The organism is Mesorhizobium sp. ArgA1 (assembly GCF_053714375.1).
The window spans coordinates 334607-354225 of the sequence record NZ_JBSKBQ010000003.1; the positions used below are offsets into that span (position 1 = coordinate 334607).

Sequence of the window (19619 nt, forward strand, 5' to 3'; positions counted from 1 at the left end):
ACCCTACCGATATTCGAAGATCGACCGGAAAATGCCCGGCGCGATCACCGATAGCGGGTTGATGTCCAGAACCGGCTTGTTGGCATTGCCCTTGAGCCGGTAGGTGACGCCGATCAGGCCGCGGTCGCGGCCATTGCCGAGCAGAGCGCCGACCAGCGGCAATTCACCGAAGATGCGGTTGAGGCCATAGGCCGGCATGAACGTGCCGGTCATGTCCATATTGTTGTTCTGGTCGTAGAGCGTGCCCTGGAAAGTGGTGCCGATGCGCGGACCGCGCAGCACACCATTGGCCAGCTTCAGGTAACCGGGCCCCTTGTCGATCTCGGTAAAGCCGCGCTCGAACTTCACCCGCGAGGTGTCGATCTTGCCTTTGACCGCTTCGTTCAGGCTGCGGCTGTCGCCGACCGGCGTGGTGGAGACGATCGAGGCGAGCTTGGGTTCATTGACGATGAAGAAGTTGCTGGAATCGACCTGACCCCGCATCGGCCCGTCGGCCGCGCCGCTGAGCGCGAGCGTGATCGAGCCGCCTTCCATGTGTTCGTAGATGTTGAGGAAGCGCAATATGGCGCCGGCGTCGGCAGACTTCATGTTGAGCGCCCGGGCGCCGTTGCCCGCAGTGTTGCTGATGGTGATGGCAGCACCCGAACTTGCCGTGGCGCTGACCTTGAGCCCGTTCACCCTGGAGCCGGCGGCGCTGTAGTCGAGCTTCAGATTCGACAGGACCTCGTCGTGGAACCCGGTCAGCGAATTGATATCGGCGCTGACCGAAACCGCATCCGTGCCGGTGGTCTTGGTGGCGGTGTCGACGTCGGAGGTGAACTGCTTGATCAGCGCGCGGGCATCGAGCGCATTGCCGCTGACGTCGACGGCAAAGCCGTTGCCCGACCGCTTCACCGTCACGGCGACGTCGTCGCCCCGGTTCAAAGCGACCTTGCTGAAGCGGGCCGACGACAGCGCGCCCTTGACCAGGACGACATCGCCCTCGACCGAGAAGCTCTTTCCATCGAGGTCGAAGTCGGACAGCGTTGTCGTATCGCCGGACTTGGCCATGGTGAAGGTGGCATTGGCAGGGATGCCCGGCCCCTTGCTCCAGCCGGCCCAGGGAATGTCCAGCCTGGCGCTGGTCAGGTCGACCGCAACGTTCTGATTGCCGCCCTCGCCGCTCTTGTCGATCGCCACCTTGATGGTGCCGGAAATCAGCGGCGACAGGCCAGGCATGGCGATGGCACGTGTCTTGTCGTCGAGCACAAGCGCCACTTTGCGGCTGCGCGGCGGTCCGTCATCCCTGAGCGGCTCGACCAGATCGAGTTCGGCCGGAATGCCGTTCAGCTTCGCGTCGGCCGAGATCACCGCCTTGTCGGGGCCGACCTCGATCGAACCGTCGGCATCGGTCACCGTCTGGTCTTCGAACGGCTTGGCCAATGACAGGTTTTGATAGTCGAGCGACACCAGCCAATCGAGCTTCGACGTGTCGACGCCGGACTGCAGCGGGATGTCGGCCTTGACGTGGCCGGTCACCGTGCCGGACAGGTCGTCAGGCGCAATGCCGACATGGCGCATGGCGTTGATCGGCTCATAGGAAGCAAGCTCGGCGATGGCCGGCGCTTCGCCGGCGACGTCGATTTCGAGCGCGCCGATCACCGGCGGGTGGTTCGCCGCCTTCACCGCCAGCGTGCCATTGCTTGCCGCCACGGTGCGGCCGCTCGGCATATAGACGCTGCCCGACGACAGCGCGATGTCGACATCGTTTCCGTGGAAGGAAACGACGCCAATGGCATCGCGGATCGGCGGGATGCGGCCGGCAGTGTCGAAGCGCGAGCCCTCGACCTGGAATCGGCCGAACACCTCGTCAGCCGAAAGCGGCACGCCGTTGCCGAGTCGCCCCGGCACGACCTGGAACTGCAGGTTGGCGTCGACGACGCGGCCGCCAAACAGGTTCTGCAACACCCACAGCCGGGCATTCTTGGCCGAAAACCAGGGCCACAATTGCTTGACATGCGAGACCGGCATGTCGTGGACGTTGAGCGACAGCGAGATGCCCGGCGGCCCGTTGTCGATGAAGGCAAGTGCGGCTGTGCCCAGCACCTCGCTGCCCGATCCCGATCTGACGCCGATCTGTTCGGCGACGAGCTTGCGGCTTTTGACCTGATAGACGCCGGCGATGCGGGCGAAGAAATTCAGCGCCGGCTCGGGCGATTCCGCCGGCGCCAGCGTCGAGCCGTCGCTGGTCAGGTCGTAGCGGTAGGAAGGCTCCTCGCCAGCCGCGCCGGTCGGGGGCTTTGGCCCGATCGAGCCGGCGAAGTTGAATGTCGAACGCCCGGTCTTCAAAACCAGCCTACCGACATCGATCTTGTTGGAGCCGGAGACAAGCGTGGCGTCGACATCGACATCGGCCGCCAACAGCCCGCGTGCGCCGAGGTCGAGCACCGAGCCGGTAAGCGAGAGTGAGGCCGTCAGTCGGGAATCGCTGTCGCCCGAGCCTTCGGTCCCCGTCAGCCTCAAAGCGATCGCGCCGGTTTTCCCACCGGCCCCTGGCGTTGTCTCTGGAATGGGCGCCATGTCGATGGCCGCATTCAACGCAGTGACCCGCAGGGATGTCGTATCGCGGGTAGCGGTGGCGGTGACCGTGAGCGCCCGGCCATCGATATCCGCGTTGGACGAGAACTCCATCCTGCCCGGGCCCGACTGAAGCACGGTGGCATTGGCAATGTTGACCAGCTTGACCGAGCCAGCCTCGGGCAGTTCGAACTGGACATTTTTGAGATCGATGCGGCGCATCGAATCCTCACGCACGGCATCGAGCGCATGGTTGACGTGGCCGAAGACAGCGGCTGCCAGCTTTTCCGGATCGATGAGGCCGTCTTGATTGCGCAGCGCGGCTGTCCAGTCGCCCCCCGACGGCATTGCCGCGGTGACAATATGGGCGTCGGAAATCCTGGCGCTGGTCAGCCGCACCTCGCCCGAAAACAACGGTATCAGCCGGATGCCGAAACGGACGCGCCCGGCATCGGCCATCGGCTTGCCGTCGGCGGTCTTCACGCTGACGTCCTTGACCTGCAGCGCAATGAAGCTCGACCCGTCCAGTGTCAGGCGGGCCGGGCCGACGGCGACATTGACGTCGAAACCGGCGAGTTTCTCGATCGCCGTTTCGGCTTCCGCCCGCAGCCGCTCGCTGCCGATGCCGGTGGCGCCGATGACATAGACGGCAGCGGCGACCAGCAGCACCAGGGCCGCGACGCCGGCAAACAGGCGGGCAAGGATGCGAAAGCCGCGGCCGATGCGTGCCTTGCCCAGCGGCGGCACGCGGCAGGCAGACGGGAAAGTCCCCAGGTCGGTGATCTCGTCACGCCTGAACCGGATTTTCTCGTGCTGCGGTTCTTCCTGATCCACGCAATTTTCCGTTGTACGAATTCGATCGTGGACGAGTCCCCGCTCGACACTATAACGATGCAGCCTAGAGCATGATGCCGAAAAGTGTGATGCGGTTTTCTCGGACAAACGGTTTCCGTTTGTCCAGGCATCATGCTCTATCTCATTGATTCAGGGCCGCGTAACCTCAAACAAGGGCATCGATATGGCTGACCTCGACATTGGCGATGTTGCGCCGCAATTCGACCTTCCGCGCGATGGCGGCGGCTCGCTCAGCCTTGCCACGTTGCGGGGAAAGCCCGTCGTACTTTACTTCTATCCGCAGGACGACACCACAAGTTGCACCAATGAGGCGATCAGCTTTTCGCAGCTGAAGCCGGAGTTCGAAAAGGCCGGCGCCGTCGTGGTCGGCCTGTCGCCGGACAGTGTGAAGAAGCACGACAAGTTCAAAACCAAATACGATCTCACCGTCGATCTGGTTGCCGACGAGGAGCGCAAAGTCATCGAGGCCTACAATCTGTGGGTCCAAAAGACGATGTATGGCCGCAACTATATGGGCGTGGAACGAGCGACGTTCCTGATCAGCAAGGACGGCCGCATCGCCGGCATCTGGCGCAAGGTCCGCGTGAAGGGGCACGCCGAAGCGGTGCTGGAGGCGGTGCGCGCGCTCTGATGGCGCCGCCGATCTCGCCGTTCCGCCCACAACCCACCGTTCGTCTTGCGCGCAATCCTTGCCGGCCGACTGCACGGCAAAACTTTGTTAACCCTAATAATGTGTAATCAGGCTTCGTTGGTGTCTTAACGAAAGCTTGGTCCCGTGAACCCAACCGGTCAGTCAGCGGTCTTCGGCAGGCGCAAAGAGCCCCATACGGTCATTATCGCCCGGGGCAATGAGATAAGACACTTCACCATCCGGCCGTGGCTCGTCGCGTTTCTCGGCTCGGCACTGGCGGCAATCGCCATCGGCTACCTTATGGCGACCTCCTATCTGGTGCTGCGCGACGATTTGATCGGCGCCACCACGGCGCGGCAGGCGCGCATGCAGCAGGCCTATGAGGATCGCATCTCGGCATTGCGCGCGCAGGTCGATCGCATCACCAGCCGCCAGCTTCTCGACCAGAAACTGATGGAAACCAAGGTCAGCGAATTGCTCGAGCGGCAGAGCCAGCTCAGCCAGCGCCATGGCCGCCTCGGCCCGATTCTGGAACGGGCGGAAAATGAAGTCGGAACGCCGCCCGCCGCGGATGTGGCGGCAAAGCCCGACGAGCATGCCGAACTGACCGGCGGCGAGCCTCTGGCCTATTCGGTCGCCAGCCTCGGCTCAGGCGACACCAGGCCGTTCTCGCTGTGGTCGACCCGCTCCGATCCGCTGCCCAGCGAGACGGCGGCGGATCGTGCCGACAAACTGTTCGTCTCGATCAACGAATCGCTGAAGAATATCGAGACACAGCAGCTCACCCGCATCGCCACCCTTGCCGACAATGCCTACAAGAACGCCGATGCCATCACCCAGGCGCTTGAGGCGGCCGGCCTGCCGGTCGACAGCGATTTCGGCAAAAACGAAAGCGATGTCGGCGGGCCGCTGATCCCGCTGGACTCCTCGATGATGTTCGACAGCAAGGTCAAGGAGCTCGACGAGGCGCTGGATACGCTCGATCAGCTGAAGAAAGAGGCACGGCGGCTGCCGTTGGCCAACCCCGCGCCCGGCCACTCCATCACCAGCCCGTTCGGCGTGCGCACCGACCCGATCCTCGGCACCGCCGCCCTGCATTCGGGCATGGATTTCCGCGCGCCGGTCGGCATGGCGGCCAAGGTCACGGCTGCGGGCGTTGTAACCAAAGCCGGCTGGAACGGCGGCTATGGCCGCATGGTCGAGGTCGACCACGGCAACGGCTTTGCCACCCGCTATGGGCATTTGAGCGAAATCGATGTGGCCGTGGGCCAGAAGCTCGCGGCCGGAGACATCGTCGGCAAGACCGGCAGCAGCGGCCGCTCGACCGGCCCGCATCTGCACTACGAAGTCCGCCATAATGGCGAAGCCATCGACCCGCTGCGCTTCCTGACCGTCGGCAAGAAGGTCGAGCAGTATCTGTAGGTTGGCACCCTATTCTCACCTGAAACGTTCCCGTCCCGACTGATTCCTGCGACCCGCTTATCCCTGCGCCGGACGGACCACCCGTGGTGTGAATGCACTCACGACGCGTAACGCACCCGCAACCACTCCCCTCTGAACTGCCCACCGCTCGCGGCAGAGCCCCATTGACTCTCATATAGTTGTAGGATGATATGTATCACCCTATAGCCCTACTTCGTTGACGGCTACTAATGACTATCTACGCCCTTTCGCCAGACATTCTCAGCGCTCTGCAAGGTGCTGTCGGAACGAATGGCGTCACCGTCGATGCCGCCGGCATGGCGAAATATCTCGGCGACTGGTCGGGCGATCATCATGGCGCAGCGCTTGCCGTGCTGAGGCCGGCTTCGGTGGCCGAGGTTCAGGCGGTGGTGCGGCTGTGCGCCTTGCTGGGACTCGGTATCATCCCGCAAGGCGGCAATACCGGCCTGGTGGCCGGCGCGATCGACGTCGACACCGCGAACTCCGTGGTCGTCAGCCTCGAGCGGCTGAACACCATCCGCCGAGTCGATGCCGACAACTTTGTGCTACAGGCCGATGCCGGCTGCATCCTGCAAACCATCAAGGATGCAGCCGACGCGCAGGATTGCCTGTTCCCGCTGGCGCTCGGCGCGCAAGGCAGTTGCCAGATCGGCGGCAATGCGGCGAGCAATGCCGGTGGGATCAATGTGCTGCGCTATGGCATGGCGCGCGACCTCATCCTCGGCCTTGAAGTGGTGCTGCCGGACGGCGAGTTGTGGAACGGCTTTTCCGGCCTGCGCAAGAACAACGCCGGCTATGATCTGAAGCAGCTTTTCATCGGCTCGGAAGGCACGCTCGGCATCATCACCGGCGTCGAACTGAAGCTGTTTCCCAAGCCGGTGCGGACCGAAACCGCCTATGTCGGCCTTGCCTCGTTCGAAGCCGCGATCGCGCTGTTCCGGCAGGTGCGCCGCACCTCGGCCGATCTGATGTCGGCCTTCGAGATCATCGGTTCCGAATGCATCGCGCTGGCGCGACTGATCGACGCCAACACGGTGTCGCCGGTCGAGGCTCCCGTGCATGTGCTGATCGAACTGTCGGCCAGTGCGGCGATCGACCTTCGAACCCTGCTGGTCGATTTCCTGGCCGAGGCCATGGAAAGCGGCCAGGTCATCGATGCCGTGCTTGCCGAAAGCAGCGCCCAGGCAAAATCCTTCTGGGCCATTCGCGAAGGGCTGGTCGAGGGCCAGGCCAAGCGCGGCTATCATGTGCGCACCGATCTTTCGGTGCGGATCTCGGATATCCCTGCCCTCATCGATCAGGCCCGCCGCTTTGTGGCGCAGGATCATCAGGGATGGCTGCCGCTGGCCTACGGCCACGCCGGTGATGGCAACATTCATTTCAACGTGCTGCCGCCGCAAGGGCTCGACGAGCGCGAGGTCCGCACCCGGGGCACAGAGATCACCGCCGGGCTCTACCGGATTGCCAATTCGCTCGGCGGCTCGATCAGCGCCGAGCATGGCATCGGCCGCACCCGCCACCGCACCTTCATGGCAGGCCTGGCGCCTGCCCATCGCCGGCTCATCGGCACGTTGAAGAACGCCCTCGACCCGCAGGGCCTGATGAACCCCGGCTGCCTTCTGCCGGCAACGGAGACCGCTCCATGAAGCAAAGATTGGCCGCCATCGGCACTGTCGAAACGCTGCCGCACCGTGTCGCGACCTTCCTCGGCCGCGAGATTGAATCGGGCGATCTCAGCCCTGGCACGCGGCTGCCGACGGAACAGGAGCTGTCCGAAAAATTCGGCGTCAGCCGCAATGTGGTGCGCGAGGCGATCGCGCAGCTGCGGGCCGACGGCATGATTGAGGCGCGGCAGGGCATCGGCGCCTTCGTGCTGGCGCCGGAGCAGCGGGCCTCGATTCGCATCGACGGCGAAGCGCTCCGGGAAGGCCAGAATATGGAGCGGCTGTTCGAGCTGCGATGCATCCTCGAAGCCGAGTCCGCCGCGCTTGCGGCCGTACGGCGCGACCAGGACCATCTCGACGCCATCAAGGCCGCACTCGACCGCATGAGCGGCGAGGAGCGCTGGGAGGAAGGCAGCATCGACGCCGATCTCCTGTTCCACCGCGAGATCGCGCGCGCCACCGGCAACAGCTACATCCACACCTTCATCTCCTTCGTCTGCGAGCAGATCCGCCGCTCGATCTATTACGCGCGGCAGACCAACCCGCTGCACGATCTGGTTGAGATCAATGTCGGCGAGCATGTGCGCATCTACGAGGCGCTGGTCGCCGGCGATGCCGCAGCCGCAGAGGCGGCGATGCGCGCCCACATCATCGGCGCGGCCGAGCGCGTCGGCGTCAAGCTGCCGGCGGCGCGGCGCAGCAGCAAGGGGATTTAGCCATGCCGCTCGGCACCGCTTACGCGATTTCAGATGTCTGCCTGCTGGTCGAGGACATCGGACGGACAGTCGACTTCTATGTCGACAAACTCGGCTTCCGGCTGCGCCGCCGCGCCGAAGGCTTTGCCGATTTCCATGGCGAGGGCGTGACGCTGGCAGCGTGGGAGATCGATCACATCAACCAGCATACCGGTGTGTCGAAGCTCAGATCGCCGCGCCATGCGCACAAGGTCTGCGTGGCGGTAAGGCTCGACAAGGCGGCCGACATCGACCGTCTGCATGGCGAGCTCAGCGCCAGGGGCGTGCCATTCTACGGGCCGCCGGAAAACTATGTCTGGAACGCGCGTTGCGCCTATTTCACCGACCCGGACGACACGCTCTGGGAATTATACGCCTGGCTCGACGGCGGCCCTGGCGACTACCACGACGAACAGCCGTAGACGACCCGCGCCGTCGGGAGCGGCGCGCAATGAACAGAGAAACTCTTGCAACAGGAGCGAAAAATGAGTGGGAATTTCGATATGAACCGCCGCAGCTTTGTGAAATCCGGCATCGCCGCCGTGGCAGCTGCATCCACCGGCATGCAGCTGGTGCTGACGCCGGGAGCCAAGGCAGCCGGCAAGGTTGTCATCCAGTACGACTGGCTGATGTCGAACGGCCAGATGGGCGACATCGCCGCCGTCGCCAATGGTTACTTCAAGGATGCAGACCTCGAGGTGGAGTTCAGCCCCGGCGGGCCGAATTCCGCGACCGTGCCGCCGGTCGTCTCGGGTTCGGCACAGCTCGGCCAGTTCTCCGAGACACCGCAGCTTTATGCGGCGCGGGCCAGCGGCGTGCCGGTGAAAATCATCGCCTGCGGTTTCCGCACCGGCCCCTATGCCTTCACCTCAAAGCCCGCCAAGCCGATCCGAAGCGCAGCCGACCTCAAGGGCAAGAAGATCGGCATCCAGCCGACGGCGCGTTTCGTCATCGACGAAATCCTGTCGAAGAACGGCATCGACCCGGCTGACGTTACCGTCGTCAACGTCGGCTTCGACAAGGCGCCGCTGGTGCGCGGCGACGTCGACGCCATTGGCGGCTGGATCACCAACACGCAGGCGTTGAGCGTCGTCGGCGACGACCGCATCGACCTTCTGGTGCGCGATCTCGGCCTGAATTCCTATGCCGACGTCTATTTCGCCACCGATGCGGCGATCGAGAAGGATGCGGACACGCTGGCAAAGTTCATCGGCGCGGTCGGCAAGGGCTGGGGCTGGGTGCATGCCAACCCGCTGGAAGCAGTGAAGAAAATGGTCGCCGCCTACCCCGAAATGGACCAGGGCTGGGAAGAAAAGACCGTCAATCTGATCCTGAAACTGTCCTTCGACGGCGCAACGGCCAAGGACGGTTGGGGAACCTTCGACCCGGCCTCGATCGAAGAGCAGCTGGCGCTGCTCGACAAGGTCGGCCAGTACCCCAATGGACGGCCGGCCGCGGCTGACGTCTACACGACGAAAATCCTCGAACTGTCGGCCGCCGACCGGCCGAAGCTCGACGCGCCCGCCGCCTAGAGCATGATCCCAAAAAGTGGGAACCGGTTTTTGGAAAAGATCATGCTCCAGCAAAAAGTTAGATCAGCATTACGATCAAACGTCATGCTGATCTAATGGCGAACGCGATCGAGGCGAATAGGCTCGATGTCGGCTATGGCCGCCGGCATTCGGCCGTCAAAGTGCTCACCGGCCTCGACTTGACCGTCGCGGCCGGCTCGTTTCTGTCGATCCTCGGGCCATCGGGCTGCGGCAAGTCGACCTTGCTCCGGGTTGTCGCCGACCTGCTCGACCCGCTCGGCGGCACGATCAGCGTGCTTGGCGACACGCCGCACGCTGTGCGCTCGCGCCGCGATGTCGGTTTCGTCTTCCAGGATTCGACGCTGCTGCCATGGCGCAGCGTACGCGACAATGTGCGGTTGCCGCTCGGCATCGGGCAAGGCAGCTTGACCCGCCAGATCGAGGACCGCAGCGACGAGCTGCTGGAGCTGATGGGTCTTGGCGGATTTGGCGAGCGCCTGCCGCATCAGCTTTCCGGCGGCCAACGGCAGCGCGTGGCAATCGCCCGCGCCCTGCTCGGACAACCGAAGCTGTTGTTGATGGACGAGCCGTTCGGCGCGCTCGACGAGATCACCCGCGACCGCCTCAATGACGAATTGCTGGCGCTGTGGCGGCGCACCGGCACCACCATCCTGTTCGTCACCCATTCTATCGCCGAAGCCGCCTATCTCGGCGAGCGCGTGATCGTGCTTGCCGCGAATCCCGGGCGTCTGGTCAAGGATCTGGACATGCGGCCGTTCAAGCAGGACGGCAACCGCTGCAAGCGCGAAGACCCGGCAATCGTGGCCGCGATGGCGCAACTGCGTACCGCCCTGGAGCAGGCCTCATGAGACAGGCGCCCTTGCCGCCAATGCTGGCCATCGCGCTGCCCATTCTGGGCGCTGCCTCGATCGTGCTGACCTGGCAGTTCCTGCTGCCCTGGCTCGGCGTGCCGGCCTATATCGTGCCGACGCCGACAGCGATTTTTGGCGTGTTCCAGAAAAGCTTGTCGCTGCTGCTCGGCAATCTCTGGCCGACCTTGATCGAGGCGCTGTCCGGCTTCATCATCGGCAATCTTGCCGGCGTGCTTTTGGCGGTGCTCTTCGTGCACAACCGCGTCCTGCAGGCTGCCTATTTCCCGATCGTGCTGTTCTTCAACACCATCCCGATCCTGGCGCTGTCGCCGATCATCATGCTGATCTTCGGGCTGGGCATGACGCCGAAGATCGTCATTGCTGCCGTGATCTGTTTCTTCCCGACGCTGGTCAACATGATCCGCGGCCTGGATTCGGCAAGCAGCAACGAGCACGAGCTGTTCCGGGTGCTGTCGGCGACGCGCTGGGAGGTGTTCTGGAGCCTGCGCCTGCCGCGCGCGCTGCCGATGCTGTTTTCCTCGCTGCGCATCGCCTCGGCCACCGCCGTCATCGGCGCCATTGTCGGCGAATGGATCGGCTCCGACAAAGGGCTCGGCGCGCTGATCATCCAGGCGAGCTTCAACTACCAGTCGGACCGGCTCTATGCGGCGATCGTGCTGTCGTCGGGCCTGTCGATCGTGCTGTTCTGCGTTGTGGTGCTGATCGAACGGCGGATCATCAAGTACTGAGCGTTTCGAAGCTCGGGATGGCGGGGCTGATGGCGGCGGATCTCGATTGTCCGGTTGAGAGTGCCGGCACCAATATCGGTCGCGGCACTTCCCGTCACGACTGACCGGTCAGGATTTGACATGGATGTCTCGCGGAAACTTGGTCAGCGTCTCGTTGCCCGTCTCGGTCACCAGGATGGTCTCGCTGACCTCGATGCCCCAGCCGTCCATCCACATGCCGAGAATGGAATGAACGACATTGCCCGGCTGCAGCATCGTCTTGTCGCCGGGTCTCAGGCTGATCGTATGCTCGCCCCAATCCGGCGGATAGGCGACGCCGATGGAATAGCCGATGCGCGATTCCTTCTTCAGCCCATGGCGCTGGATGACCTTGCGCCAGGCGGCCTCGACCGCTTCGGCTGATGTGCCTGGCTTCACCGCATCGAGCACCGCATCCATGCCTTCGATCACCGCCTTTGCCGTGTCCGCGACACGCGTCGGCGTCTTGCCGAGCTGCATGGTCCTGGCGAGGCCGGCGGCGTAGCGGCGGCAGACGCCGGCGAGTTCGAGCGCAATCGTCTCGTCCTTGCCGAAGCGGCGGTCGCTCCACATGATATGCGGCGCGGACGCGTTTTCACCGCCAAGGATTGTCGGTGGCAGCGCCGTGATATCGCCAGCAAAGTCCGGGCTGCCGGCGATCTGCGCCGCCTGAATGGCGGTGATCGCATCGCATTCGCGCACGCCAGGCGCGATGACTTCGAAGGCCCGTGCGACAGCCGCTTCGGCCAAGGTCGACGCCTTGCGCAGATAGGCGATCTCGGGTGCCGACTTGACCGCACGGATCCAGTTCACCAGCAGATCGGCGTCATGCCATTTCGCATTGGGCAGGCTGGTGACGAGCCGCGCATGGGCCTTCGGCGAGAAATAGTACGCCTCAAGCTCGATGCCGATATGTCTGCCACCCCAGCCCTTGGCGACGATCCAGGCGGCGATCCAGTCCATCGGATGACGGTCGGCGCGCTGGACATGGTCTTCCGGGAAGCCGACGACATTCTCCGGCTTCATCCAGGCGGTCAGCAGACCGCCGGCCGCATCCATGGCGCGACCGATCCAGACCGGCTCGGCATCCTGCTCAATCGGAACCAGAACCACCTGCGGCGTGTAGAACGACCAGCCGTCATAGCCGGTGATGTAATGCTGGTTGGCGACGTCATTGACGACAAGCAGTTCGAGCCCGCGCTTGCCCATCTCGGAGCGAATTTTTTTGAGCCGCTGCCTGTACTCGTCGCGCGCAAAAGGCAGTTCGATCATCGTTTTTCCCTGCTGAACCATCGGCCGGGCGAGCCCCGCGCCCGCCTGATGTCATGCACCATTGCGGTGGTTTCAGCCCGACCGCAATCGGCCAGCGCAGCCATGGGACCGGTCCTGCACAACGGTCCGGAACCGTCACAAATTATTTTTGAATTCCATTTGACTGAATAAATTGCCTATGCAAGTCTCACCTCTCCCAGGGAGAGGGAAATGGCACTGCGAGGGACCAATCAGGAGTTCGGGCGGCCTTACAACCGGCGCATAGTGCTGGAGTCCATCCGCCTGCACGGCCCCATTGCCCGCGGCGACATTGCCAGCCGCGTCGGCCTCACCGTCCAGACCGTGTCGACCATCGTTCGCGAGTTGGAAGAACACGGCTATCTGCTCTCGCTGCGCGAAGAGCCACGCGGTCGCGGACTGCCGCCGGCGACGCTCAGGATCAATCCGGAAGGCGGCTATGCCGTCGGCGTCCACCTCACCCCGATGGGGATCGACGCAGCGCTGATCAATCTCAGTGGCGATGTCATCGAGAGCGTGCATCGTGAGGCGCCGCACGCGACGCCCGACCTAGCCTTCGAGCTGATCGGTGCCATGGTGCCGGAATTGACCGCATTGCGGCCCGGCGGCCGCGTGCTCGGCATCGGTATGGCGCTGCCCGGGCCGTTCGGGGTGGAATCGATGAGCTTCGTAGGCCCGACGACCATGGCTGGCTGGAAGGATGTGGCGCTGCAGGATCGGCTGACGGCATCGACCCGGCTGCCGGCCTTCTTCGAAACCGACATGGCGGCGGCCGCCATGGGCGAACGCCTCTATGGTCTCGGCGCCGGCTTTTCCGAATATTACTACCTCTATTTCGGCGTCGGTCTGGGCGGCGCCATCGTCCATGAGGGCGCGGTGATGCGTGGCGCCTGGGGCAATGCCGGCGAGATCGGCCACATCCCCGCTATTCCCGGCGGCGAACTCTGTCCCTGTGGCAACCATGGCTGCCTCGAACGCTACCTCTCGCTCGAGGCGCTGCGCCGGCGCAACATCGGCGAAGCCGCCTGGGTGGCCGAAGTCGCGCCGATCTTCCGCAACGCCATTGTCACCATCGAGAACCTGTTCGACCCGGAGACCGTGATCCTCGGCGGGCTCGCTCCCACCGACCTCCTGGAAGAACTGGTCGGCGCGGCGGCACAGCTTCCCAATTCGATCTCGGCGCGACGCGACCGCAAGACGCCGCGCGTCATGGTCGCAACCGGCGGCCAGCATTCGGTCCTGCGCGGCGCCGCCGCATTGGCGGTGTCCGGCGTGCTGTCGCCGCGTTTCGGCCAGATGTTCATCGCTGAGCGCGAGCGCCGGTCCGACCTCATGCAGAGCAAAGGAGTGGCGGCATGACCGAACCGCTGCTGGTACTCGAAAACGTCACCAAGAACTACGGCGCCATCCAGGCGCTGAGGGGCATCAGCTTCTCGATCGGCAAGGGCGAGGTCGTGGCTCTGCTCGGCGACAATGGCGCGGGCAAGTCGACGCTGGTCAAGATCATCGCCGGCGGCCTCGAGCCGAGCTCCGGCCGCATACTGTTCGAGGGCAAGGAATTCCTGGCGAAATCGCCGGCCGAGGCCAAGGCTGCCGGCATCGAGACCGTCTACCAGGACCTGTCGCTCTGCACCAATGTCGACGTCGTCGCCAATTTCTTCATGGGCCGCGAGATCACCCGCAAGGTTCTCGGCATTCCGATCCTCGACGAGCGTGCCATGGAAGCCGTGGTCGGCAAGGCGCTGGCAAGTGCCGGCACCCGCATTCCGTCGCTGCGCACCAATGTCGAGCACCTCTCGGGCGGACAGCGCCAGGCCATCGAGCTCAACCGCTTTGTGCATTGGGGCGGCAAGCTCGTGCTGCTCGACGAGCCGTTCGCGGCACTCGGCGTCGAGCAGACCAGGCGCGGCCTCGACATGATCTGCCAGGTGGCCAACCAGGGCATCGGCGTCGTCATCATCACCCACATCATGCAGCAGGCCTTCCAGGTCGCCGACCGGATCGTGGTGATCCGGCAAGGCGTCGTGGCCGGCGATGTCGCACGCAACAAAACAAGTCCCGATGCGGTGATCAACATGATCACCGGTGAGACGCTTGCCGGTGCCGGACCGGCGAGCTGAGGGACAAAAGAGGGGTCCGGTATAAAAGAGGAGCGAACGACATGAAGCGACTATTAGTTCTTGTCTTCGGTATCCTGGCACTGGCTCTTGCCTCGCTCACGCCGGCAATGTCCCAGACCAAGGGCACCGTCTACTATATGGTTCCGACCCTGCTCGATGAATTCCAGACCGGCTCGGTGAGCGCGTTGGAACTGTTCCTCAAGCAGGTCGGCTATGAGGTGAAGACACTCAACGCCGACAACAAGACCGATGCGCAGCAATCGCAGATGAACGACGTCATCGCGCTGAAGCCGGCGGCGATCATCCTGGCCGCCGTCGATTTCAACGCGCTGAAACCGTCCATCGAAGCCGCTCGTGCCGCCGGCATCCCGGTGGTGGAGTTCGACCGCCAGATCACCTCGACCCCGTCCGATTTCACCTCGGTGGCGGGCACGGTCGAAATCGGCTACGTCGCCGCCGACCAGGCGCAGAAGCTTCTGACCGCCAAGAACGGTTCGGTGAAGGGCAAGATCCTTCAGGTGCTCGGCGATCCCGGCGACCCCTACACGCTCGACATCCAGAAGGGTTTCGAGGAGAAGATGAAGGCGTTCCCGGACGTCAAGATCATCTCGCTGCCCGCCATGCAGTGGGAAGCGAGCAATGCCGGCACCATCGTTGCCGACCAGATGCTGGCCAACCCCGACATCGACCTGATCTTCAGTCATGCCGCGCATCTGTCGGTCGCTGCCGTCGCCTCGCTCGAGGCCGCCGGCAAGAAGCCGGGTGACGTCTTGCTGATGAGCTCGAACGGCGCTCCGGTCGGCCTCGACCTGATCCGCAAGGGCTGGCTCAATGTCGAAGTCGAGCAGCCGCTCTATGCGCAGGCCGCTGCCGTCGCCATGTTCATGGACAAGATCGTCGGCAAGCAGGAAATCAAGCCCGGCGAGTATGACGTGCTCGGTTTGAAGTCGACCGTGACCAAGGAAGCCTGGGGCCCCAACATCAAGATCCCGGGCGCCGCCATCACCAAGGAAAACGTCGACAATCCGGCCTTCTGGGGCAACCAGAAACCGCCGACGGACACGATCAAGCCGGTCGAATAGTCACGTGCCAAGCGCTCCGGGCCATTGCGGCCCGGAGCCTGCCCTTTCACAACGCCGCGTCCCAGGGACGCCGTGGCGAATTTGAATCCGCGCCTGAACCCGACGAAATCGACCTGATTTCACGGCGGCGCCAACCGGATCAGCCCATGAACCCGCGCACCCGCAAAGCCCTGGAGTTCGTCCTCGACAACCTCGTCTGGTTCATGCTGGTCTTTGTGTTGATCGTCTTTTCCATCTTCGTCCCGAACTATTTCCAGCTCGGGATCTTTGCCAACATCATCGAGGCCTCGAGCGTGCTCGGCGTGATGTCGATCGGCCTGTCGCTGGTCATCATTGCCGGCCATATGGACCTGTCGGTGGAATCGGTGGCCGCACTCAGCGCCATGACGGTCGGCATCCTGTTCTGCTCATCGGGCATCGGCATGGGCATACAGCTCAATCCACAATGGTTGATGGTTCCGGTTTCGCTGCTGATCGCTCTGGCCGTCGGCGGCATCATCGGTGCCTTCAACGGCTATCTCGTGGTCAAGGTGAAGATGAGCGCCTTCATCATCACGCTGGCGTCCTACATCTGGGTGCGCGGCCTGGTGCTGGTGATCTCCGGCGGCCGCTCGGCGCAGGATCTGGCGCCGGCCATCCGCTGGTTCGGCATCCAGCGCCTCGCCGGTCTGCCACTGACCGCCTGGATCGCCGTCGCCTGTTTCGTCCTGTTCTCGCTGATCATGGCCAAGACGCCGTTCGGCCGGCACCTGATCATGATCGGCGGCAATGAAACCGCGACTTTCCGTGCCGGCATCCGCGTCAACCGCAATTTGATCATCGCCTTTGTGCTTGCCGGCGCCATTGCCGGCCTCGCCGGCTGGCTGCTCGCCATCCGCACCTCCGGCGCTACCGCCAATCTTGGCGTCGGGCTGCTGTTCAACGCCTTTGCCGCCGTCGTCATTGGCGGCGTCAGCCTGAAAGGCGGCGTCGGCACCCTGCCTGGCGTCTATGCCGGCGTGCTCCTGCTTTCCTCCATCAACACCGCGATCAATCTGATGGGCCTGCCAGCCAATTTCACCCAGGTGATCCACGGCCTGCTGGTGCTGGCCGCCGTGCTGCTAGACGCCTTCAAGCAAACCATTCGTCAAAGACTCGCATGAGAGGACGGCTCGCATGACCGGACGGCTGCAAGACAAGGTCGCGCTGATCGTCGGCAGCGCACGCGGCATCGGTAAAGGCATTGCGCAGCGCTTTGCGGAAGAAGGTGCAAGGTTGGTGCTGGCCGACAGCGAAACCGAGGCCGGACAAGCGAGCGCGGAAGAGCTTGGCGCTGCCTTCATCCGCACCGACATCTCGCAAATGGCGGACGCCGAGACCGCGGTGGCGCTGACGCTGAGCCGCCACGGCCGCCTCGACATCGTCGTTCAGAATGCCGGTATCTATCCCTGGCAGCTCATCGAAAACACCAGCCCCGACGATTGGGACCGGGTGATGGCGGTCAATCTGCGCGGTACCTTCAATGCCACGCTGGCAGCCTTGGGGCCGATGAAGGCGCAGCGTTACGGGCGCATGCTCTACACCTCGTCGATCACCGGCCCGCATGTCACCAGCCCCGGCCACGGCCATTACAGCGCAAGCAAGGCAGGCATCAACGGCTTCATCCGCTCGGCGGCGCTCGAATTTTCCGGCTACGGCATCACCGTCAACGGCGTCGAGCCCGGCAATATCCTCACCGAAGCGATCGAGCTGCATCGCGGCGCCGCCTACATCAAGAACATGGAGGATTCGATCCCGTTGGGACGTCTCGGCAGCCCGCGCGACGTCGCCAACGCCTTCCTGTTCCTGGCCTCCGACGACGCCAGCTACATCACCGGCACCACCATTGTCGTCGACGGCGGGCAATTGCTGCCCGAAGGCAAGGATTTCCGGCTACTTCCACCTTGAGCCTGCGGTCAGCGCCGATCAGCCGGACTTCTTGTATAGCAGGAGTTCGGGCCGATATTCGAAGTGCATGGTGTCGTAGTGGTACCAGCGCCCGCCCCAGATGAAGCCGTTTTTCTCAAACAGTTCGACCACCTCGAGCGGGATCCGGTTCTTGAATGGTATGTTTGCCTTCGGGTTGGTCTTGTTTCTGTTGTTGTACCAATAGTCGGAGAAACCGACATTGATATCGAAGGCCGCTCCAAAAGAGTGGACGCTCAACCGGTCCGTGCCGGCGATGGGTCGCCAGACAAAGCCGCCGCCGGGCTTGAGCCCGTAACGGCTCAACTCCGCGGGCAGCGCCTCCAGGGCATCAGAGACTTTGCTCAGCCGGTCGTTGATGCCGAAAACCCTGGTGACCTGCACGGTTTTCTTGCCGAGTTTCGGCAGCCATTTGACGTTGGCGATGTGATTGCCTACTTCCGCGGCACTTGCCCCGTAAAGCTTCTCGAAGAAGGCTTCGTTGCGGATACGGCCGGGATCGAAATCCTCCGCCGGGACCAAAACGCCTTCCGCTGCCGTCGGGTAGACGTAGCGAAACATGTCTTCGATGTCTGGGCTCTCCAGCAGCGCTTCGGCGTCGCGTAGCTTGCCGTCGTCCCACACCATGGTGGTGCCGTCGCTCCAGGTCAGGACATTGCCCTTGATGGTGAAAAGTCCGGGATAGGCCTTGAGCAGGGCCGCTTTAGCCGCCGGCTGGTCGACGCCATCGCCGGCAGCCGTCGCATAGGCGAAACGCCCAGCGCCGCAGATTGCCAGCAAGATTGCCAGCGGCAACAGCCAGCGCCCTGAATGGTCGATCATTTCTTGCCTCTCCCCAAGAGCCCAGTATGAGGTTGCTACCGAAGACCCCCTATCAAATCCAAATGATGGCAGCAGCTCCCTGCCCTATGTCTGGATCTCGTCCCCGTCATGGTGCCTGCCTTGCGATGGCTTTCATTCATCGTGCATTTAGCCAGGCTGCTATAGGATAGCTCGCGTGAATCATAAGGGAGACAAATCGTGTCAAAAACCTCCAATGCCGTGATCCGGATGGTGTTCACATTCATCTGTCTGGTTGGCCTCGCCTCGGCTGTTTCCGTTCTTTTCCCGGCCACCGCCTCGGCACAAAGGATGCAGCGATGCGCCGACGAAGGCGAAATCTGCCGCCTGCCCTATCCTGCGGAAGTTGTCTACGGCGCGCGCGGACAGACCACCTCGCGCTTTTTCGATCGTCCTGCCGTGCCTTGCTCGAACCGCATCTTTGGCGATCCCGCGCCCGGCCGTGAGAAGGCTTGCTATATCGTGAGGCGCGGCGGCGGTAACGATTATGGCGACAATGACGACAACTACGGCGATGACAATTACGGCGATGACGACTACGGCCAGGGTCGCGGCAGATGGGTGGCCTGCGCCAGGGAGAATCAGTACTGCGATTTCCGTGGACGCAAAATGGTGAGGTACGGCGCGCGCGGCCGGTTCACACAAGGCGTTTTCCGGAATGGAGTGCGTTGCAACAACGACTCCTTCGACGAGGATCCCGCTCCTCGTGCCAAGAAGACCTGCTTCGTTAGGCAGTAGACACTGGTGCCGGTATGAAGGCGGGTGCGGCCGGTGATGGCCGCGCCCGGCATTCCGGGATCTTGGTGGGCCGGGATCTTGGTGGGCCGGGATCTTGGTGGGCCGGGATCTTGGTGGGCGATGACGGGCTCGAACCGCCGACATCTTCGGTGTAAACGAAGCGCTCTACCAACTGAGCTAATCGCCCGCTCCGGCCGGACCTTTAAGCGGTCGGAACAGGCTTCGCAAGGCCAAATGATCAGTGATGAGTTTAGCCGCATAGCGGTTTTCGGGGCCAAATTGCCGCCTGTCAAAAAACCTTCTCCTGTTTGCGTTTATGCTGCGCAGCTACGCTTGACACCCGGTGGCGAACCCCTTATCCACCGCCCCAACGACGAACACGGCTGACACGTGCTCGTCAATGCGCGGGTGTAGCTCAGTTGGTTAGAGTGCCGGCCTGTCACGCCGGAGGTCGCGGGTTCGAGCCCCGTCACTCGCGCCATTTCTCTTCAAGGGTCACGATCCTTGGTGGCGGAGAAATGTCGACGTTGATGTCAAAAATGTCTCCTTGA

Annotated in this window: 17 protein-coding genes and 2 tRNA genes; 15 read left to right on the top strand and 4 right to left on the bottom strand. The window is 63.4% G+C overall.

The features are described from left to right. Positions 1-3: 3 nt before the first annotated feature. Positions 4-3390 carry a hypothetical protein gene (locus tag ACWGTI_RS11430; protein ID WP_454587199.1) on the bottom strand — a complete coding sequence of 1129 codons (3387 nt, stop codon included), beginning with the start codon at positions 3388-3390 and terminating at the stop codon, positions 4-6. Positions 3391-3574: 184 nt separating this feature from the next. Between ACWGTI_RS11430 and ACWGTI_RS11435 the strand changes: the two genes are divergently transcribed. The 8 genes from ACWGTI_RS11435 to ACWGTI_RS11470 all read left to right on the top strand — a co-directional run bounded on the left by ACWGTI_RS11435 (position 3575) and on the right by ACWGTI_RS11470 (position 11036). Continuing rightward, entirely contained in the window at positions 3575-4042 is a 468-nt protein-coding gene (locus tag ACWGTI_RS11435) for a peroxiredoxin (protein ID WP_454587200.1), read from the top strand. Positions 4043-4186: 144 nt separating this feature from the next. Next, complete coding sequence (locus ACWGTI_RS11440; protein WP_454587201.1) at positions 4187-5464, top strand: peptidoglycan DD-metalloendopeptidase family protein; 1278 nt, start codon at positions 4187-4189, stop codon at positions 5462-5464. A 230-nt stretch (positions 5465-5694) separates the two neighbouring features. Beyond that, positions 5695-7131 carry an FAD-binding oxidoreductase gene (locus tag ACWGTI_RS11445; RefSeq protein ID WP_454587202.1) on the top strand — a complete coding sequence of 479 codons (1437 nt, stop codon included), beginning with the start codon at positions 5695-5697 and terminating at the stop codon, positions 7129-7131. Continuing rightward, positions 7128-7865: a FadR/GntR family transcriptional regulator gene (locus ACWGTI_RS11450; protein ID WP_454587203.1), complete on the top strand. Its 738-nt coding sequence runs from the start codon at positions 7128-7130 to the stop codon at positions 7863-7865. The genes ACWGTI_RS11445 and ACWGTI_RS11450 overlap by 4 nt, the downstream gene beginning before the upstream one ends. A 2-nt stretch (positions 7866-7867) precedes the next feature. Further along, complete coding sequence (locus ACWGTI_RS11455) at positions 7868-8305, top strand: VOC family protein (RefSeq protein WP_454587204.1); 438 nt, start codon at positions 7868-7870, stop codon at positions 8303-8305. Between the two features lie 81 nt (positions 8306-8386). Continuing rightward, entirely contained in the window at positions 8387-9415 is a 1029-nt protein-coding gene (locus ACWGTI_RS11460; protein WP_454587323.1) for an ABC transporter substrate-binding protein, read from the top strand. Positions 9416-9510: 95 nt separating this feature from the next. Next, a complete protein-coding gene (locus ACWGTI_RS11465) occupies positions 9511-10284 on the top strand; it encodes an ABC transporter ATP-binding protein (RefSeq protein ID WP_454587205.1) in 774 nt (257 codons plus the stop codon). Next, entirely contained in the window at positions 10281-11036 is a 756-nt protein-coding gene (locus tag ACWGTI_RS11470; protein ID WP_454587206.1) for an ABC transporter permease, read from the top strand. The genes ACWGTI_RS11465 and ACWGTI_RS11470 overlap by 4 nt, the downstream gene beginning before the upstream one ends. Before the next feature lie 108 nt (positions 11037-11144). Here ACWGTI_RS11470 and ACWGTI_RS11475 read toward each other — a convergent pair whose 3' ends face one another. Beyond that, on the bottom strand, positions 11145-12326 hold the full coding sequence (locus ACWGTI_RS11475) for a M24 family metallopeptidase (protein ID WP_454587207.1): 1182 nt from the start codon (positions 12324-12326) through the stop codon (positions 11145-11147). A gap of 210 nt (positions 12327-12536) precedes the next feature. On the opposite strand from ACWGTI_RS11475, the gene ACWGTI_RS11480 reads away from it, so the two are divergent. From ACWGTI_RS11480 to ACWGTI_RS11500, 5 genes are all read left to right on the top strand, one after another. Then, a complete protein-coding gene (locus ACWGTI_RS11480) occupies positions 12537-13703 on the top strand; it encodes an ROK family transcriptional regulator (RefSeq protein ID WP_454587208.1) in 1167 nt (388 codons plus the stop codon). Further along, positions 13700-14464 (top strand): ATP-binding cassette domain-containing protein, encoded by a 765-nt coding sequence (locus ACWGTI_RS11485; RefSeq protein ID WP_454587209.1) that lies wholly within the window; start codon positions 13700-13702, stop codon positions 14462-14464. Before ACWGTI_RS11480 ends, ACWGTI_RS11485 begins: the two co-directional genes overlap by 4 nt. Before the next feature lie 41 nt (positions 14465-14505). After that, a complete protein-coding gene (locus ACWGTI_RS11490; protein ID WP_454587210.1) occupies positions 14506-15546 on the top strand; it encodes a sugar ABC transporter substrate-binding protein in 1041 nt (346 codons plus the stop codon). A gap of 146 nt (positions 15547-15692) precedes the next feature. Continuing rightward, positions 15693-16688, top strand: coding sequence for an ABC transporter permease (locus tag ACWGTI_RS11495; RefSeq protein WP_454576117.1), 996 nt, complete (start codon positions 15693-15695; stop codon positions 16686-16688). A 13-nt stretch (positions 16689-16701) separates the two neighbouring features. Further along, a complete protein-coding gene (locus ACWGTI_RS11500) occupies positions 16702-17472 on the top strand; it encodes an SDR family NAD(P)-dependent oxidoreductase (protein WP_454587211.1) in 771 nt (256 codons plus the stop codon). A gap of 18 nt (positions 17473-17490) precedes the next feature. On the opposite strand, the gene ACWGTI_RS11505 is transcribed toward ACWGTI_RS11500, so the two are convergent. Beyond that, positions 17491-18312 carry a M15 family metallopeptidase gene (locus ACWGTI_RS11505; protein WP_454587212.1) on the bottom strand — a complete coding sequence of 274 codons (822 nt, stop codon included), beginning with the start codon at positions 18310-18312 and terminating at the stop codon, positions 17491-17493. Positions 18313-18510: 198 nt separating this feature from the next. Between ACWGTI_RS11505 and ACWGTI_RS11510 the strand changes: the two genes are divergently transcribed. Then, complete coding sequence (locus ACWGTI_RS11510) at positions 18511-19068, top strand: hypothetical protein (RefSeq protein ID WP_454587213.1); 558 nt, start codon at positions 18511-18513, stop codon at positions 19066-19068. Between the two features lie 111 nt (positions 19069-19179). Here ACWGTI_RS11510 and ACWGTI_RS11515 read toward each other — a convergent pair. Continuing rightward, positions 19180-19255 (bottom strand) — tRNA-Val (locus ACWGTI_RS11515). 217 nt (positions 19256-19472) lie between these two features. Between ACWGTI_RS11515 and ACWGTI_RS11520 the strand changes: the two genes are divergently transcribed. Beyond that, positions 19473-19549: transfer RNA gene (locus tag ACWGTI_RS11520), tRNA-Asp, on the top strand. Positions 19550-19619 lie beyond the last annotated feature (70 nt).

Bases quoted from the DNA above. Each gene is read 5' to 3' on its own strand.
- ACWGTI_RS11465 (WP_454587205.1), top strand. From the start codon at position 9,511: ATGGCGAACGCGATCGAGGCGAATAGGCTCGATGTCGGCTATGGCCGC.
- ACWGTI_RS11455 (WP_454587204.1), top strand. From the start codon at position 7,868: ATGCCGCTCGGCACCGCTTACGCGATTTCAGATGTCTGCCTGCTGGTC.
- ACWGTI_RS11500 (WP_454587211.1), top strand. From the start codon at position 16,702: ATGACCGGACGGCTGCAAGACAAGGTCGCGCTGATCGTCGGCAGCGCA.
- ACWGTI_RS11480 (WP_454587208.1), top strand. From the start codon at position 12,537: ATGGCACTGCGAGGGACCAATCAGGAGTTCGGGCGGCCTTACAACCGG.
- ACWGTI_RS11470 (WP_454587206.1), top strand. From the start codon at position 10,281: ATGAGACAGGCGCCCTTGCCGCCAATGCTGGCCATCGCGCTGCCCATT.
- ACWGTI_RS11495 (WP_454576117.1), top strand. From the start codon at position 15,693: ATGAACCCGCGCACCCGCAAAGCCCTGGAGTTCGTCCTCGACAACCTC.
- ACWGTI_RS11450 (WP_454587203.1), top strand. From the start codon at position 7,128: ATGAAGCAAAGATTGGCCGCCATCGGCACTGTCGAAACGCTGCCGCAC.
- ACWGTI_RS11475 (WP_454587207.1), bottom strand. From the start codon at position 12,326: ATGATCGAACTGCCTTTTGCGCGCGACGAGTACAGGCAGCGGCTCAAA.
- ACWGTI_RS11435 (WP_454587200.1), top strand. From the start codon at position 3,575: ATGGCTGACCTCGACATTGGCGATGTTGCGCCGCAATTCGACCTTCCG.
- ACWGTI_RS11490 (WP_454587210.1), top strand. From the start codon at position 14,506: ATGAAGCGACTATTAGTTCTTGTCTTCGGTATCCTGGCACTGGCTCTT.
- ACWGTI_RS11445 (WP_454587202.1), top strand. From the start codon at position 5,695: ATGACTATCTACGCCCTTTCGCCAGACATTCTCAGCGCTCTGCAAGGT.
- ACWGTI_RS11485 (WP_454587209.1), top strand. From the start codon at position 13,700: ATGACCGAACCGCTGCTGGTACTCGAAAACGTCACCAAGAACTACGGC.
- ACWGTI_RS11460 (WP_454587323.1), top strand. From the start codon at position 8,387: ATGAACCGCCGCAGCTTTGTGAAATCCGGCATCGCCGCCGTGGCAGCT.
- ACWGTI_RS11505 (WP_454587212.1), bottom strand. From the start codon at position 18,312: ATGATCGACCATTCAGGGCGCTGGCTGTTGCCGCTGGCAATCTTGCTG.